Below are 15,680 nucleotides of genomic sequence, written 5' to 3' on the forward strand. Positions count from 1 at the left end.
AGAACGTCAGCGGCCTCTGGCAGAATGATCGATCGCGCATCAGGCATCTGCCGCGTGCTACGAACAACCATGTCCGGTTCCGGTTCACGGCTTCGATTCTCGAAGTCGACCCGGCGACCACCGAAAGGGACACCATGAAGGCAGGAATTCACCCCGAATACGTGGCGACCACCGTCGTCTGCGGTTGCGGGAACACGTTCGAGACCCACAGCACCAAGGAGTCCGGACGCATCGTCGTCGAGGTCTGCTCGCAGTGCCACCCGTTCTACACCGGCAAGCAGAAGATCCTCGATACCGGCGGACGCGTTGCCCGCTTCGAGGCTCGCTACGGAAAGCGCGCCCCGAAGAAGGCCGCTGCCGAGAGCTAGCGACATCGCCGACGCCCGTCCTGTGCACCTTGCAGGCCGGGCGTCGGCGTTTTTGCATCCCGTCCCCGGGAATCCAGACCCCCTGACTCACATATCGGAGCGCACCATGGCGGGCACGACCCAGCCCTCGGCCATCGACGACATTCTGGCCGAACACGCCGGCCTCGAACTGCAGCTGGCGGATCCGTCGCTGCACAACGATCCGGCCGCAGCCAGACGGGTCGGCAAGCGATTCGCCGAACTCGCGCCGATCATGGCCACCCACACCAAGCTGCTCGCCGCCCGTGAGGACCTCGAGGCGGCCCGTGAGCTGGCCGCCGACGACTCCGCCTTCGCGGCCGAGGTGCCCGCGCTCGAGGCGCTCGTCGCAGAGCTGGACGTGGCGCTGACCGATCTGCTCGCGCCGCGCGACCCCCACGACGCGGACGACGTGGTGCTCGAGCTCAAGTCGGGCGAGGGTGGCGAGGAATCGGCGCTGTTCGCGTCGGATCTGGCCCGGATGTACATCCGCTACGCGGAGCGGCACGGCTGGCGCGTCGAGGTGCTCGACGCCACCATCTCCGATCTCGGCGGGTACAAGGACGCGACGATCTCGATCAAGTCGAAGGGCGACGTGCGGGACGGGGTCTGGGCCCGGTTCAAGTTCGAGGGCGGAGTACACCGCGTGCAGCGCGTGCCCGTCACCGAGTCGCAGGGCCGCGTGCACACCTCCGCGGCAGGCGTGCTGATCTACCCGGAGCCCGACGAGGTCGAGGAGGTGCAGATCGACGAGGGCGATCTGCGCATCGACGTGTACCGGTCGTCCGGCAAGGGCGGTCAGGGCGTCAACACGACCGATTCCGCGGTCCGGATCACGCACCTGCCCACGGGCATCGTGGTGACCTGCCAGAACGAACGCTCCCAGCTGCAGAACAAGGCCCGCGCGATGCAGGTTCTCGCGGCGCGGCTGCAGGCCGCCGCCGAGGAGGCCGCCGAGGCCGAGGCGTCGGCCGGGCGGGCCAGCCAGGTCCGCACCGTCGACCGGTCCGAGCGCATCCGTACCTACAACTTCCCCGAGAACCGCATCACCGATCACCGCATCGGATTCAAGGCGCACAACCTCGACGCCGTGCTCGACGGTGACATGGACGCGCTGCTCGACGCGCTCGGCAAGGCCGACCGGGAGGCCCGGCTCGCCGCGGAGTGAGCCGGGGGAGCGGGGCCTCCCGGCAGGTCAGTCGTCGGGCTCGCCCGCCAGCTGGCTGATGTCGATGCCCGGCAGCAGGAAGCAGTTCTCGCCCGTGGCGTTCTGGTAGTTGCCCCACACGGCGGACACGGCGACACCCCCTTCCGGTTCCACGAGCGCGGCAGGGAACTTGGCGTCGCCCTCGCTGGGCGTCAGTTCGGCCGCGCCGGTCTCGCCGGTGTTGATGTTGATCCAGTTGACATCGGGACCGGACCTGCCTGCCTCGTTGACGACGAACAGCAGGTCGTCCGGTTCGATGGCGGCCTGCTCCTGGTGGGTGAGGGACTGCACCGGGGCGATGCCGCCGGCGCAGAACAACGGAGTCGGCTGAATGTCGATCGGTGCCGCGGACGCCAGTGCGGGCGCCGCGAGGGCGGCGGCGCCGGTGAGTGCCGCTGCCGTGGCGACGCGAAAGGTGAATCTTGAACTTGTCATGGGGATTCCTTTCCTTTGGCCGGACGAATCGACCGTATCGGCGTTCTCCGCGCCCGGCGTGGTTCGTGGCCTGTGCGTGTCCGGTTCGTGACGGCGTGGCAGGCTGAACGCCGTGAGCCGACAACCGTTGCGCCTGGCGATCCTCGACGCCACCAGAATCCTCGAGGAAGCCGGCGTGCCCAGCCCGCGAACAGACGCGGAACTGCTCGCCGCGCACGTGGTGGGCGTCGAACGCGGCCGACTCGGATTGGTGCCGCTCGTCGAACCCGAGGTCATCGAGACCTACCGGGAGATGGTGGCGCAGCGCGCGAAACGAATTCCGTTGCAGCACATCACCGGCGTCGCGGCGATGGGGGATATCGACCTCGCGGTGGGCCCTGGCGTCTTCGTGCCACGGCCCGAGACGGAGCTGTTGCTCGCGTGGGCGCTGGCCGTGCTCGAGGCCACCCCGACCCGGCCGCCCGTGGTTCTCGACCTGTGCACCGGTTCCGGGGCGCTGGCGTTGGCCATCGCGCACGCCCGCCCGGACGCGGTCGTGCACGCCGTCGAACTGGAGCCGAAGGCACTGGCGTGGGCGCGCAAGAACGCCGACGCCCGGGCCGCCGACGGGGACACACCGATCGTCCTGCACCACGGGGACGTGACCAGCAGGGCGCTGCTGACCGAACTCGAGGGCGGCGTGGATCTCGTGGTCTCGAACCCGCCGTACATTCCCGAGGGGGCGGTCCTCGACCGCGAGGTCGCCGAGCACGATCCGGCGTCCGCACTCTTCGGTGGCCCGGATGGGCTGTCGGTGATCACGCCGATGGTCTCGAACATCGCCCGGTGGCTGCGGATCGGCGGCGCGCTTGCCATCGAGCACGACGACAGCAACGGTGGCCAGGTCGCCGCGCTGCTGCGGGAACGACGCGTCTTCGGCGAGGTCGCCGAGCACGACGACCTCGCCGGCAAACCGCGGTTCGTGGTGGGTCGACGCGTCGCGACCGCGGCCGAGGCGGCGCGACGCCCGTGAGGTCGCGAACCCCCGATGTCCCGGCTGTCGGGGTGGTGACCGAACCGGCTCTTTCGGCAGGGTGAAAGGATGGACCGGTGAGCATCGTCTACGACTGCGGACAACCCGAAACACGTGAGGCCGGAATCCGCGCGGCCGGCAACGCACTCAAGGCAGGCCGGCTGGCGGTCATCCCCACCGACACGCTGTACGGCCTGGCGGCAGACGCCTTCGACGGCGAGGCGGTCGCGAGCCTGCTGCGCGCCAAGGGCCGTGGGCGGGACATGCCGGTGCCGGTCCTCGTCGGCTCGTGGAACACGATCGACGGGCTGGTGTTCACCGTGCGCCCGGAGGCCCGCGAACTGATCCGTGCCTTCTGGCCGGGCGGGCTGAGTCTCGTTGTCCAGCAGGCGCCGTCGCTGGCCTGGGACCTCGGGGACACCCGCGGGACGGTGATGCTGCGGATGCCACTGCACCCCGTTGCCCTCGAACTGCTGCGCGAGGTCGGCCCGCTCGCGGTGTCGAGTGCCAACATCTCCGGGCATGCGCCCGCGACCACCGTGGAGGAGGCGCGCAGCCAGCTCGGTGGCAGCGCCAGCGTCTACCTCGACGGCGGGCCGGCCGAACATGCCCTCGCGTCCACCATCGTCGACCTGACCTCCGACGTCCCGCGCATCCTGCGTGAGGGTGCGGTCCCGACACCGGCGGTCGCCGAGGTGCTCGGCGTGACCGTCGAGAGCCTGCTCGGGGGCGGGGACCGAGGGTGAGCACCGCACAGTGACCGTCGTCGACGCCACGCTCCTGCTCGCAGCGGACGGCCCGGCGAACCGGGGGGCCGGGGTGCCGCTGCGGGAGCTGCTGCTGGTGCTGTTCACCGCCGCGGTCGTCACGTTCCTCGCGACCGGTGCCGTGCGGCTGTTCGCGATCAAGTTCGGGGCGGTCGCCGTTCCCCGGGACCGCGACGTGCACGTCACGCCGACGCCGAGACTCGGCGGCCTCGGCATGTACCTCGGTTTCGCTGCGGCACTGCTGTTCGCTCAACAGCTTCCGGCGTTGACGCGCGGATTCGAGTACAACACCAAGGACATTCCGGCGGCACTGGTCTCGGCGACGGTGATCGTCGCGGTGGGGTTCATCGACGACCGCTGGGGGCTCGACGCGCTCACCAAGTTCGTCGGCCAGGTCACCGCGGCCGGGGTGATGGTCGTGATGGGTGTGAGCTGGCTGGTGCTGTACGTCCCGTTCGGGGGCGGCACCACCTGGGTGCTCGACCAGCTGCAGGGCGGCTTGTTCACCGTGCTCGTCGCGGTCGTGATGATCAATGCGATGAACTTCGTCGACGGTCTGGACGGCCTGGCCGCCGGGCTCGGGTTGATCGCGTCGGTGGCGATCTGCGTGTTCTCCGTCGGCCTGCTCCACGAGCAGGGCGGTGACGTCAGCGCCTACCCGCCGGCGATGCTGGCCGCCGCGCTCGCGGGTGCCTGCCTCGGGTTCCTCCCGCACAACTTCCAGCCGGCCCGGATCTTCATGGGTGACTCCGGGTCGATGCTGATCGGCCTGATGCTCGCAGCGATCTCGACGAGTGCGTCCGGGCGGATCCCGCTGAACGCCTATGGATCTCGCGACATGCTCGGCCTGCTCTCGCCGCTGCTCCTGGTCGGCGCCGTGATGTTCATTCCGATCCTGGACCTGCTGCTGGCGGTGGTTCGCCGGACGATGGCGGGCCGCAGCCCGTTCGCGCCGGACAAGATGCACCTGCACCATCGGTTGCTGCAGATCGGGCACTCGCACCGTCGTGTCGTGCTTCTGATCTACCTCTGGGTCGGCGTGCTCGCGTTCGGCGCCGTGGGGTCCGCGCTGTTCGACCGGCGCATCGTGGTGCTGCTGGTGGCCGGCGGGCTGGTGTTCGCGTTGGTGGTGACCGCGGTCCCGTCGCTGCGGCTGCAGCAGGTTCGTGGCCGCGACGGCGGCGGTGCCGCCTGACGGGTGCGGCGGCGGTGCCGCCTGACGGGTGCGGCGGCGGTTCCTGAGCGACCGCTACCCTTGACGGTTGTGAGCTTCTCTCCCGAACCCCTGCCCGATCCGTCCGCACCACTTCGCGCCGCGGTGCGTTGGGGGCTCGCAGGGCTGGTTGCCCTCGCGGTCGTGGGGTCCGTGGTGGCCTCGCTGGTCGCGGGGTGGGCCGGACTGTGGGGTGCGCTGATCGGTGTCGCGGTGGGTGGTGGGTTCATCCTCTGCACCGCGCTGGCGGTCCTGTTCACCGAGAAGATGCCGCCGGCGACGTCGGGTCTGATCCTGCTCGGCAGCTGGCTGCTGAAGATGATCCTCGCGATCGTCGTGCTCGGCCTGCTCAAGGGGATGGATTTCTACAGCAAGGGCGCCCTGGTGATCGTCATGGTGCTCGCACTGGTGATCGTGCTCGGCGCCGAGACCTACGGTCTGCTGAAGGTGAAGGTGCCGTACGTCGACACCGCGGAGCCCAAATCTGACGAGAAGTAGTACTACGTCCAGTAGTTTTTTCGTCAATGACGACCCCCGTCTACACAACGTCGTAGTTGTCTTGATAAGGTCAAGCTCACGCGAGTGCTGGAATGACGCGAATCAGACGAAACAGCGTCGGGCCGCAGTCGCACAGGTGACTCCCGTTTCGAGTGTTTCGTGGTACGAAACTGCGCGTGGTGGGGCCGCCGAGTCGACGACAGTCGCCGACACCGACAGACGCAAGACCGCCGATTCCTCCGGGCACAGGCGGGCACAGCGGCTGACGAATACGCGAGCCGACCTTGTCGACTTGTTAGTTCGTCAATGTCCGATCGAACCGCAGGCGATGCCGCCTGCGGCCACGACTACGGGAGAGACCGCTGAGCGTCACCACCCTGGCCGCGGAGTTCCATCCGCCGTCACTTGCAGACTTCTTCCCTCCCGCTGTGCTGTTCGAGGGCACGCCGTTCGAGCTCGACCGTCTGATGCTGATCCGCATCCTCATGACGGTCGTCCTGCTCGGCTTCTTCGCGTTCGCGATGCGCAGCCCGAAGCTCATCCCTCGTGGCGCGCAGAACGTCGCCGAGATCGGACTGAACTTCGTCAAGGAGCAGATCGCCGACGAGGTCCTCGGCAAGGAACAGGGCAAGCGCTTCCTGCCCGTCCTGGTCACGATCTTCTTCACGGTCCTGTTCCTGAACTCGTCCAGTGTGATCCCGTTCCTGAACATTTCGTCCAACGCACGCGTCGGCATGCCGATCGTTCTCGCCGCGCTCGCGTACGTCGTGTTCAACTACGTCGGTATCAAGAAGTACGGCTTCTTCAAGTACGTGAAGTCGAGCATCGTGGTCCCGAACGTGCCGCTGCCGCTGCACTTCCTGCTGATCCCGATCGAGTTCATCTCGACGTTCATCCTGCGGCCGTTCACGCTGACCGTGCGACTCATGGCCAACATGCTGGCCGGTCACATCATGCTCGTGCTGTTCTTCAGCGCCACCCAGTACTTCTTCTTCGAGGCCGCGGCCGGAATGAAGATCTTCGGTGTGTTCTCGCTGGCAGCCGGATTCGGCTTCACCCTCTTCGAGCTGCTGGTGATCTTCCTGCAGGCGTACGTCTTCGCCCTGCTGACCGCCGTGTACATCGACCTGGCGCTGCACGCCGATTCGCACTGATCTCGACTGCACTGACTGCCTGACACACCACACAAACTGACCCTTCGCCGAACCCGGCGGCGGGCAACAGAAAGGGAACGGAAAACCACATGAGCCTCTCGTACCTGGCACAGACCACCTCCGAGGTCACCGGCGGCGGATTCGGCGCCATCGGTTACGGCCTCGCCGCCATCGGCCCGGGCATCGGCGTGGGCATCGTCGTCGGTAAGGCCATCGAGGGCATCGCCCGTCAGCCCGAGCTCGCCGGCCAGATCCGTACCAACATGTTCCTCGGTATCGCGTTCACCGAGGCCCTGGCGCTGATCGGCCTCGTTGCCGGCTTCATTTTCTGATCACGCCATGTCGAACATTGCAGTGATCGCGGCCTCGGAGGGTGAGGACATCAATCCTCTGCTCCCCGAGACCTATGACATCGTCTGGTCGCTGGTCTGTGTCGCTGTCATCGGCTTCGTCTTCTGGAAGTACATCCTTCCGAAGTTCCAGCAGGTCCTGGCCGATCGCTCCGACCAGATCGAGGGCGGCATCAAGCGCGCCGAAGAGGCCCAGGCAGAGGCGAAGGCGGCGCTCGAGCAGTACCGCGCCCAGCTCGCCGACGCTCGGACCGAGGCAGCGGCCATCCGCGAGGATGCCCGCACCCAGGGTCAGCAGATCATCAACGAGATGAAGGTGCAGGCCCAGGAGGAAAGCGACCGTATCGTCGCAGCCGGCAGCAACCAGCTCGCCGCACAGCGTCAGCAGATCGTGGCGGAGCTCCGCAGCGACCTCGGGCGCACCGCGGTGGACCTGGCCGAGAAGGTCATCGGCGAGACCCTGGCCGACGACGTGAAGCGGGCCGGCACGATCGACCGGTTCCTCAGCGAACTGGACACCGTCAGCGCTGACTCCGCAAACGGAAAGTGAGCACCATGTACGCAGCAAGCCGTGAGGCGCTGACTCAGACGAGGAGCGCCCTGGAATCAGCGTTGGCCGGGGTTTCGGCCGGCGCAGCGACCGCGGCTGCGGCACAGACCGGTGCGGAGCTGTTCACGGCGGTCGAGGTTCTCGACGGCCAGCGCACCCTCCGCGCCGCGCTGGCCGATCCGTCGGCTCCCGCGGCCGTCCGGCAGGCGCTCGCCGAGCAGGTGTTCTCGGACAAGGTTTCCGCCGAGACCCAGGCGACGCTGAAGGCAGCGGTCGGTCAGGACTGGTCGACCTCCGCGGACCTGCGCAACTCGCTGGTCCAGCTGGGCCGGGAGTCGCTGCTGCGTGCAGCCGACGACCAGGGTCAGCTCGACACCGTCGAGGACGAGCTGTTCCGGCTCGGGCGCATCGTGGCCGGCGACGCCGACCTCGAGCAGAGCCTGTCCGATCGTGCCCGCCCGGCGTCGGCCAAGCGTGAGCTGCTGTCCAAGCTGCTGTACGGCAAGGTCACGGCGGTCACCGAGGCGCTGGCGGGCCAGGCGGTCGGCCGACTGCAGTCGGCTCCGGCGGACGCGTTCAACGAGTTGTCCGAGCTGGCCGCGGCCCGACGGGACAAGGCGGTCGCGCACGTGCGCAGCGCCACCCCGCTGTCGGCAGCCCAGTCCGAACGGCTCGCCGAGACGCTGACCAGGACCTACGGGAAGCCGGTCACCGTGCATGTGGAGGTCGACCCCGAGCTCCTCGGTGGACTCGTGGTCCGCGTGGGTGACGAGGTCATCGACGGCAGTGCCGCGGGACGACTCGCCGCGCTGCGCAAGAACCTCAAGTAGCCGGCGTCCACCTGCTGCGCCACGCAGCACCCACCCTCCCGAACCAATTTCGAGACCAGATACCGAGAGCAGGAAGAACATGGCGGAGCTGACGATCTCCTCCGACGAGATCCGTAGCGCGATCGAGAACTACACCGCGAGCTACTCCCCGGAGGCCTCCCGTGAGGAGGTCGGCACGGTGTCCGACACCAGCGACGGCATTGCGCACGTCACCGGCCTGCCTTCGGCGATGGCCAACGAGCTGCTGGAGTTCCCCGGCGGCGTCCTCGGTGTGGCGCTGAACCTGGACGCCACCGAGATCGGTGCCGTCATCCTGGGTGACTTCCAGGACATCGAGGAGGGCCAGCAGGTCAAGCGGACCGGCGACGTCCTCTCCGTTCCCGTCGGCGACGGCTTCCTCGGCCGCGTCGTCAACCCGCTCGGCCAGCCGATCGACGGCCTGGGCGAGATCGAGTCGACCGAGACCCGCGCCCTCGAGCTGCAGGCCGCGACCGTGCTCGAGCGTCAGCCCGTCGAGGAGCCGCTGCAGACCGGCATCAAGGCCATCGACGCGATGACCCCGATCGGCCGCGGACAGCGTCAGCTCGTCATCGGCGACCGCAAGACCGGCAAGACCGCGGTCTGCATCGACGCGATCCTGAACCAGAAGGCCAACTGGGCGACCGGCGACCCGAAGCAGCAGGTCCGCTGCATCTACGTCGCGATCGGTCAGAAGGGCTCCACCATCGCCGGCGTGAAGCAGGCGCTGGAGGAGAACGGTGCGATGGAGTACACCACCATCGTCGCCGCCCCGGCCTCCGACTCCGCCGGCTTCAAGTGGCTCGCTCCGTACACCGGTTCGGCCATCGGCCAGCACTGGATGTACCAGGGCAAGCACGTCCTCGTCGTGTTCGACGACCTGACCAAGCAGGCCGAGGCGTACCGCGCCATCTCGCTGCTGCTGCGTCGCCCGCCGGGACGCGAGGCCTACCCCGGTGACGTCTTCTACCTGCACTCCCGCCTGCTGGAGCGCTCGGCCAAGCTGTCCGACGCGCTCGGTGGCGGTTCGCTGACCGCGCTGCCGATCATCGAGACCAAGGCCAACGACGTTTCGGCCTACATCCCGACCAACGTCATCTCGATCACCGACGGTCAGGTCTTCCTCGAGTCCGACCTGTTCAACAAGGGCATCCGCCCCGCCATCAACGTCGGCATCTCGGTGTCCCGCGTCGGTGGCGCCGCCCAGACCAAGGGCATGAAGAAGGTCTCCGGCTCGCTGCGTCTGGAGCTGGCACAGTTCCGTGAGCTCGAGGCGTTCTCCGCGTTCGCCTCGGACCTGGACGAGGCATCGAAGGCTCAGCTCGAGCGCGGCCAGCGTCTGGTCGAGCTGCTCAAGCAGGACCAGTACAGCCCGATCGCTGTCGAGGACCAGATCATCTCGATCTACCTCGCCGGTGAAGGCGTGTTCGACTCCGTGCCGGTCGGCGACGTCCGCCGGTTCGAGTCCGAGCTCCTCGAGGACCTGCACCGTAACGCCGCCGGCGTGTACGAGCAGATCGCGGGTGGCAAGGCGCTCGACGACAGCTCGATCGAGGCGCTCAATGCCGCGACCGACAAGTTCAAGCAGGGCTTCCTCGCCTCCGACGGCAGCCGCGTCGTCAACGAGGCCGAGGCCGCCGCTCTCGGTGCCGACGAGGTCAGCCAGGAGCAGGTTTCCGTCACCCGCAAGCACGTCACCAAGTGAGCGCGGCGGCCGTGACGGACACCAATTGGGAAGGAGGGACTGAGTAGATGGCGAACTTGCGCGAATTGCGCTCCCGCATCAAGTCGGTCAACTCGACCAAGAAGATCACCAAGGCGCAGGAGCTGATCGCCACCTCCCGGATCACCAAGGCGCAGATTCGGGTCGCGGCGTCCAAGCCGTACGCCGAGGAGATCACCAAGGTGCTCTCCGCGCTGGCGAGTGCCTCGGGATCGCTCGATCACCCGCTGCTGAACGAGCGCGCGAACCCGAAGCGCGCGGCCGTGCTGGTGGTCACCAGCGACCGCGGTATGTGCGGTGGCTACAACTCCAACGTCCTCAGGGAGGCCGAGGAGCTGTTCGCGCTGCTGCGCAGCGAGGGCAAGGAGCCGGTGCTCTACGTGCTCGGCGCGAAGGGCCTGACCTACTACACCTTCCGCGACCGCGATGTGAAGGGTGCCTGGACCGGATTCTCCCAGGATCCGGGCTACGCCGATGCGGCACGGGCCAGCCGTCACCTCGTCGAGCTGTTCATGGCGGGATCCGGCAACACGATCCCGGCGTACAACGGTGAGGGCACGATCGAGGGCGTCGACGAGCTGCACATCGTCTACACGAAGTTCGTGTCGATGCTGACGCAGTCTCCGGAGGTTCGCCGGATGGCGCCGCTGGAGGTCAACTACCAGGACGAGAACTTCGAGCTCGGCGAGGACATGCTCACCGACTCGAACGGTGCTGCGCCGACGGCTCAGTACGACTTCGAGCCGGAGGCCGGGACGCTGCTGTCCGCCCTGCTGCCGAAGTACATCAACACCCGCATCTACTCCTCGCTGCTCGATGCGGCAGCGTCGGAGTCGGCCGCACGTCGTACCGCCATGAAGGCGGCCACCGACAACGCGAACGAGCTGGTGAACACCCTGAGCCGTGAGGCCAACCAGGTGCGCCAGGCACAGATCACCCAGGAAATCAGCGAGATCGTCGGTGGCGCGAATGCGCTCGCCTCGAGCGCAGGAAGTGACTAAGAGCACATGACCGCAGCAGTAACCCAAACCAACGCGAACGGCGCGGGCACCACGTCCGGCCGGGTCGTGCGGGTCATCGGTCCCGTTGTGGACGTTGAGTTCCCGCGTGGCGCCGTCCCCGCCCTGTTCAACGCCCTGAACGCCGAGGTCACCCTCCCGTCCGTGGCCAAGACGCTGACCCTCGAGGTGGCGCAGCACCTGGGCGACAACCTGGTGCGCACCATTTCGATGCAGCCCACCGACGGCCTCGTCCGCGGCGCGGCGGTCGTCGACTCCGGCAAGCCGATCTCGGTTCCCGTCGGTGACGTCGTCAAGGGCCACGTGTTCAACGCCCTCGGCGACTGCCTCGACGCGCCGGGCACCGGTCGCGACGGCGAGCAGTGGGGCATCCACCGCAAGCCCCCGGCCTTCGACCAGCTCGAGGGCAAGACCGAGATCCTCGAGACGGGCATCAAGGTCATCGACCTGCTGACCCCGTACGTCAAGGGCGGCAAGATCGGTCTGTTCGGTGGTGCCGGCGTCGGCAAGACCGTTCTGATCCAGGAGATGATCACCCGTATCGCCCGCGAGTTCTCCGGAACCTCGGTGTTCGCAGGCGTCGGTGAGCGCACCCGTGAGGGCACCGACCTTCACCTCGAGATGGAAGAGATGGGCGTCCTCCAGGACACCGCCCTTGTCTTCGGCCAGATGGACGAGCCGCCGGGAACGCGTATGCGCGTGGCCCTGTCCGCGCTGACCATGGCGGAGTACTTCCGCGATGTCCAGGGCCAGGACGTGCTGCTGTTCATCGACAACATCTTCCGCTTCACCCAGGCCGGTTCCGAGGTCTCGACCCTGCTGGGTCGTATGCCTTCGGCCGTGGGTTACCAGCCGACGCTGGCGGACGAGATGGGTGAGCTCCAGGAGCGCATCACCTCGACCCGTGGCCGCTCGATCACCTCGCTGCAGGCGATCTACGTCCCCGCCGACGACTACACCGACCCGGCGCCGGCGACCACGTTCGCGCACCTCGATGCGACCACCGAGCTCTCGCGTCCGATTTCGCAGATGGGTATCTACCCCGCTGTGGACCCGCTGACGTCGACCTCGCGCATCCTGGAGCCCGGCATCGTCGGTGCCGAGCACTTCCGCGTCGCCAACGAGGTCAAGCGGATCCTGCAGAAGTACAAGGAACTGCAGGACATCATCGCCATCCTCGGTATGGACGAGCTGCAGGAGGAGGACAAGGTCCTCGTCGGCCGCGCCCGTCGTCTGCAGAAGTTCCTCGGCCAGAACTTCATCGTCGCCGAGAAGTTCACCGGTGAGCCCGGCTCCGTGGTGCCGCTGCGCGACACCATCGAGGCGTTCGACCGCGTCTGCAAGGGCGAGTTCGATCACCTGCCCGAGCAGGCGTTCAACAGCTGTGGTGGACTCGACGACGTCGAGGCCGCTGCCGCCAAGATCGCGGGGAAGTAGTCGACGATGGCTGAGATGACCGTTGAGCTCGTCGCCGTCGAGCGGCGGCTGTGGTCGGGGCAGGCGACTCTCGTCAGCGCCCAGACCACCGAGGGTGAGATCGGCATCATGTACGGCCACGAGCCGGTCCTCGGCCAGCTGGTCGAGGCCGGGACGGTCGCCATCACCACCGCTGACGGCGAGCGTCTCGTCGCCGCGGTGCACGGTGGCTTCCTCTCGGTGACCGGCAAGACGGTGACGGTCCTGGCGGAGTCCGCGGACTTCTCCGGTGACATCGACGTCGACGTCGCCAAGGCCGTCCTCGCCGACAGCAGCGCCACCGACGAGGCGATCGCGATCGCCAAGGGCCAGCTCCGCGCTGTCGAGCGGGCCTGACAGGTACCCCCGAAAAGCCGCGACGAGTAGGCCGACGAGTAGTGACATCCGGAGTGATCGTTCTCTTCATTCTGGTTGTGCTGCTCGCGGCCCTCGTCGCGGCTTTCGTGTACCGCCTCACCGTCCTGCGGCGCGGCGGCACCGCGGCGATCCTGCGAACGTTGCCTGCCGACGCCGGTCTGGGTTGGCGGCACGGGATCATTCGCTACGGCGAGGAAACCCTGGTGTTCTTCAAACTGTCGAGCCTGCGCCCGGGACCGGATACGCGGATCGCCCGTCAGGGCATCGAACTCGGCGATCGACGATCCCCACAGGACACCGAGTACGACATCATGACCGACGAGATCGTCATCGTCGAGGTGCGTGACGGTGAGCGGGCGTTCGAGTTCGCCCTCGACAGGGGAGCGCTGACCGCGTTCCTCTCCTGGGTCGAATCGCGGCCGTCCGGGCGTTCCGTGCGGGGACGCCCACCCGGATCGACCGACTGACATACGAACGAACCCCGACCGTCTCCGGTCGGGGTTCTCGTGGTTTCAGGGTCAGTCCCGGTCTCCGCCGGGCTTCCACAGGACGTCGCCGCCCGGGTTCGCGACCCGGCCGAGGATGAACAGCAGGTCCGACAACCGGTTCAGGTACTTCGCCGGCAGCACGCTGGTGTCCTCGGGCGCCGCGTCGACCGCGGCCCACGCCGCGCGTTCCGCACGCCGGACCACGGTCCGTGCGACGTGCAGTTGCGCGGCCAACACGGTCCCACCCGGCAGGATGAACGAATTCAGCGGCTCGAGCTCCTCGTTGAACTCGTCGCACCATCCCTCGAGGCGTTCGACGTAGGCGGGGGTGACCCGCAGCGGCGGGTACTTCGGATTCTCGACCACCGGCGTCGACAGGTCCGCGCCGGCATCGAACAGGTCGTTCTGCACCTGTCGGAGCACGCCGGTGATCCGGTCGTCGGGGGAGCCGAGGGCCAGTGCGACTCCGAGCGCCGCATTGGCCTCGTCGCAGTCGGCGTAGGCGATCAGCCGGGGGTCGTTCTTCGACACCCGGGAGAAGTCGCTCAGTCCGGTGGTCCCGTCGTCTCCGGTGCGGGTGTAAATGCGGGTCAGGTGCACTGCCATGGGGTCACGGTACCGCGCCTCGCGAGGGCGCCGAGGGCAGCTGGTTAGGCTGTGCGACTGTGAGTGAACGCTTTCTGGTCACCGGCGGCAACCGACTGTCGGGAGAAGTCTCCGTCAGCGGCGCGAAGAACAGCGTCCTGAAACTGATGGCGGCAGCACTGCTGGCCGAGGGCACCACGACGATCACCAACTGTCCCGACATCCTCGACGTCCCGCTGATGGCCGAGGTCCTGCGTGGACTCGGTTGCGAGGTGGCACTCGACGGTGACGAGGTGCGGATCACCACCCCGGCCGAACCGAAGTACCACGCGGACTTCCCCGCGGTGACTCAGTTCCGGGCGTCGGTCTGTGTGCTCGGCCCGCTCGTCGCACGGTGCCGCCGGGCCGTCGTGGCACTGCCCGGTGGTGACGCGATCGGTTCGCGACCGCTGGACATGCATCAGTCGGGGCTCCGCCTGCTCGGCGCCACCAGCGAGATCCAGCACGGTTGCGTCGTCGCCGAGGCGGAGGACCTGCACGGTGCCAGCATTCGGCTGGCCTTCCCGTCGGTCGGGGCGACCGAGAACATCCTGATGGCGGCTGTCCTCGCGAAGGGTGAGACGGTGATCGACAACGCCGCCCGCGAACCCGACATCGTCGACCTGTGCAACATGCTTGGGCGGATGGGCGCCCAGATCGAGGGCGCCGGAACGTCGACGCTGACGATTCAGGGTGTCAGGGCCCTGCGCCCGACGGAGCACCGCGTGATCGGGGACCGCATCGTCGCGGCCACCTGGGGAATCGCCGCCGCGATGACGCGAGGTGACGTGCGCGTGCGCGGGGTCAACCCGAGGCATCTGGCGCTCGTGCTCGACAAGCTGCGGGCGGCGGGCTCGGAGGTCACCGCCGAGCCCGACGGATTCCGGGTGGTGCAGGAGTCGCGTCCGAGGGCGGTCAACTTCGCGACCCTGCCGTTCCCCGGATTCCCGACGGACCTGCAGCCGATGGCGATCGGGCTGGCCGCCGTCGCGGACGGCACTTCGATGATCACCGAGAACGTCTTCGAGGCACGGTTCCGGTTCGTCGAGGAGATGATCCGGCTCGGTGCCGACGCGCGTACCGACGGCCACCATGCGGTGGTCCGGGGTATCCCGCAGCTGTCGAGCGCACCGGTGTGGTCGTCCGACATCCGCGCCGGAGCGGGCCTGGTGCTCGCCGGCCTGGTCGCGGACGGAACCACCGAGGTCCACGACGTGTACCACATCGACCGTGGCTACCCGAGGTTCGTCGAGGACCTCACCGATCTCGGGGGAGACATCGAGCGGGTGCCGGGAACGGACTGAGGTCCGGCCGGCCCGTGGTGACCGAAGGGCGTCGTCGCTCGCGAATGCGAGGGGCGGCGCCCTTCGGCGTTGTGGAGCCCTCGGAATCGTGGGTGTCCGGCGTCACACCGCGGTGTTCTGCCGGTGTTGGCGGGTTTCGATGGGTGGTGACCTGCGTGTTCGCATCGCTGCGCATGCTGTGACCAGCGGATTTGCGATGCCGTTCACGGCCACGTAACTTTTGTCGAGTCAGAGCGACACGGACACCGACCCGGCCCGCGAGGGACTGG

The 15,680-nt window shown here is 67.9% G+C and carries 18 protein-coding genes; 16 read left to right on the top strand and 2 right to left on the bottom strand.

Annotation, left to right across the window (positions count from 1 at the left end; all coding sequences use genetic code 11):
* Positions 1-134 precede the first annotated feature (134 nt).
* Together rpmE and prfA are read left to right on the top strand one after the other, a co-directional pair.
* On the top strand, positions 135-368 hold the full coding sequence (gene rpmE, locus ACWDU4_RS08975; RefSeq protein ID WP_450113524.1) for a 50S ribosomal protein L31: 234 nt from the start codon (positions 135-137) through the stop codon (positions 366-368).
* A gap of 106 nt (positions 369-474) precedes the next feature.
* Complete coding sequence (gene prfA, locus ACWDU4_RS08980) at positions 475-1,554, top strand: peptide chain release factor 1 (RefSeq protein ID WP_450113525.1); 1,080 nt, start codon at positions 475-477, stop codon at positions 1,552-1,554.
* Positions 1,555-1,581: 27 nt separating this feature from the next.
* Here the strand turns inward: prfA and ACWDU4_RS08985 are convergent, their stop codons facing one another.
* Positions 1,582-2,028: a hypothetical protein gene (locus ACWDU4_RS08985; protein ID WP_450113526.1), complete on the bottom strand. Its 447-nt coding sequence runs from the start codon at positions 2,026-2,028 to the stop codon at positions 1,582-1,584.
* A gap of 112 nt (positions 2,029-2,140) precedes the next feature.
* Between ACWDU4_RS08985 and prmC the strand changes: the two genes are divergently transcribed.
* From prmC to ACWDU4_RS09050, 13 genes are all read left to right on the top strand, one after another.
* Positions 2,141-3,040 carry a peptide chain release factor N(5)-glutamine methyltransferase gene (prmC, locus tag ACWDU4_RS08990; protein ID WP_450113527.1) on the top strand — a complete coding sequence of 300 codons (900 nt, stop codon included), beginning with the start codon at positions 2,141-2,143 and terminating at the stop codon, positions 3,038-3,040.
* A 77-nt stretch (positions 3,041-3,117) separates the two neighbouring features.
* Entirely contained in the window at positions 3,118-3,786 is a 669-nt protein-coding gene (locus ACWDU4_RS08995; protein WP_450113528.1) for an L-threonylcarbamoyladenylate synthase, read from the top strand.
* Positions 3,787-3,796: 10 nt separating this feature from the next.
* Positions 3,797-5,002, top strand: coding sequence for a glycosyltransferase family 4 protein (locus ACWDU4_RS09000; RefSeq protein WP_450113529.1), 1,206 nt, complete (start codon positions 3,797-3,799; stop codon positions 5,000-5,002).
* Positions 5,003-5,062: 60 nt separating this feature from the next.
* Positions 5,063-5,518 carry a hypothetical protein gene (locus ACWDU4_RS09005; protein ID WP_450113530.1) on the top strand — a complete coding sequence of 152 codons (456 nt, stop codon included), beginning with the start codon at positions 5,063-5,065 and terminating at the stop codon, positions 5,516-5,518.
* A gap of 428 nt (positions 5,519-5,946) precedes the next feature.
* On the top strand, positions 5,947-6,672 hold the full coding sequence (atpB, locus tag ACWDU4_RS09010; RefSeq protein WP_450113531.1) for a F0F1 ATP synthase subunit A: 726 nt from the start codon (positions 5,947-5,949) through the stop codon (positions 6,670-6,672).
* Between the two features lie 89 nt (positions 6,673-6,761).
* Positions 6,762-7,004 (top strand): ATP synthase F0 subunit C, encoded by a 243-nt coding sequence (locus ACWDU4_RS09015; RefSeq protein ID WP_450113532.1) that lies wholly within the window; start codon positions 6,762-6,764, stop codon positions 7,002-7,004.
* A gap of 7 nt (positions 7,005-7,011) precedes the next feature.
* Complete coding sequence (locus tag ACWDU4_RS09020; protein ID WP_450113533.1) at positions 7,012-7,572, top strand: F0F1 ATP synthase subunit B; 561 nt, start codon at positions 7,012-7,014, stop codon at positions 7,570-7,572.
* A 5-nt stretch (positions 7,573-7,577) separates the two neighbouring features.
* A complete protein-coding gene (locus ACWDU4_RS09025; RefSeq protein ID WP_450113534.1) occupies positions 7,578-8,402 on the top strand; it encodes a F0F1 ATP synthase subunit delta in 825 nt (274 codons plus the stop codon).
* Between the two features lie 79 nt (positions 8,403-8,481).
* Entirely contained in the window at positions 8,482-10,125 is a 1,644-nt protein-coding gene (atpA, locus tag ACWDU4_RS09030; protein ID WP_450113535.1) for a F0F1 ATP synthase subunit alpha, read from the top strand.
* A gap of 47 nt (positions 10,126-10,172) precedes the next feature.
* Positions 10,173-11,144 (top strand): F0F1 ATP synthase subunit gamma, encoded by a 972-nt coding sequence (locus ACWDU4_RS09035; RefSeq protein WP_450113536.1) that lies wholly within the window; start codon positions 10,173-10,175, stop codon positions 11,142-11,144.
* Between the two features lie 6 nt (positions 11,145-11,150).
* Positions 11,151-12,599, top strand: coding sequence for a F0F1 ATP synthase subunit beta (atpD, locus tag ACWDU4_RS09040; RefSeq protein WP_450113537.1), 1,449 nt, complete (start codon positions 11,151-11,153; stop codon positions 12,597-12,599).
* A gap of 6 nt (positions 12,600-12,605) precedes the next feature.
* Positions 12,606-12,974, top strand: a complete 369-nt coding sequence (locus tag ACWDU4_RS09045) for a F0F1 ATP synthase subunit epsilon (RefSeq protein ID WP_450113538.1) — start codon at positions 12,606-12,608, stop codon at positions 12,972-12,974.
* A gap of 53 nt (positions 12,975-13,027) precedes the next feature.
* A complete protein-coding gene (locus tag ACWDU4_RS09050) occupies positions 13,028-13,462 on the top strand; it encodes a DUF2550 domain-containing protein (protein ID WP_450113539.1) in 435 nt (144 codons plus the stop codon).
* A gap of 51 nt (positions 13,463-13,513) precedes the next feature.
* Here ACWDU4_RS09050 and ACWDU4_RS09055 read toward each other — a convergent pair whose 3' ends face one another.
* Positions 13,514-14,089 carry a cob(I)yrinic acid a,c-diamide adenosyltransferase gene (locus ACWDU4_RS09055; RefSeq protein WP_450113540.1) on the bottom strand — a complete coding sequence of 192 codons (576 nt, stop codon included), beginning with the start codon at positions 14,087-14,089 and terminating at the stop codon, positions 13,514-13,516.
* A 59-nt stretch (positions 14,090-14,148) separates the two neighbouring features.
* Between ACWDU4_RS09055 and murA the strand changes: the two genes are divergently transcribed.
* Entirely contained in the window at positions 14,149-15,411 is a 1,263-nt protein-coding gene (murA, locus tag ACWDU4_RS09060; RefSeq protein ID WP_450113541.1) for a UDP-N-acetylglucosamine 1-carboxyvinyltransferase, read from the top strand.
* Positions 15,412-15,680 lie beyond the last annotated feature (269 nt).

Source organism: Rhodococcus sp. NPDC003348, from assembly GCF_053589375.1.

Coding starts and splice junctions, on each gene's coding strand:
- rpmE (WP_450113524.1), top strand. CDS start 135: ATGAAGGCAGGAATTCACCCCGAATACGTGGCGACCACCGTCGTCTGC.
- prfA (WP_450113525.1), top strand. CDS start 475: ATGGCGGGCACGACCCAGCCCTCGGCCATCGACGACATTCTGGCCGAA.
- ACWDU4_RS08985 (WP_450113526.1), bottom strand. CDS start 2,028: ATGACAAGTTCAAGATTCACCTTTCGCGTCGCCACGGCAGCGGCACTC.
- ACWDU4_RS09015 (WP_450113532.1), top strand. CDS start 6,762: ATGAGCCTCTCGTACCTGGCACAGACCACCTCCGAGGTCACCGGCGGC.
- ACWDU4_RS09020 (WP_450113533.1), top strand. CDS start 7,012: ATGTCGAACATTGCAGTGATCGCGGCCTCGGAGGGTGAGGACATCAAT.
- ACWDU4_RS09025 (WP_450113534.1), top strand. CDS start 7,578: ATGTACGCAGCAAGCCGTGAGGCGCTGACTCAGACGAGGAGCGCCCTG.
- atpA (WP_450113535.1), top strand. CDS start 8,482: ATGGCGGAGCTGACGATCTCCTCCGACGAGATCCGTAGCGCGATCGAG.
- ACWDU4_RS09035 (WP_450113536.1), top strand. CDS start 10,173: ATGGCGAACTTGCGCGAATTGCGCTCCCGCATCAAGTCGGTCAACTCG.
- atpD (WP_450113537.1), top strand. CDS start 11,151: ATGACCGCAGCAGTAACCCAAACCAACGCGAACGGCGCGGGCACCACG.
- ACWDU4_RS09045 (WP_450113538.1), top strand. CDS start 12,606: ATGGCTGAGATGACCGTTGAGCTCGTCGCCGTCGAGCGGCGGCTGTGG.
- ACWDU4_RS09055 (WP_450113540.1), bottom strand. CDS start 14,089: ATGGCAGTGCACCTGACCCGCATTTACACCCGCACCGGAGACGACGGG.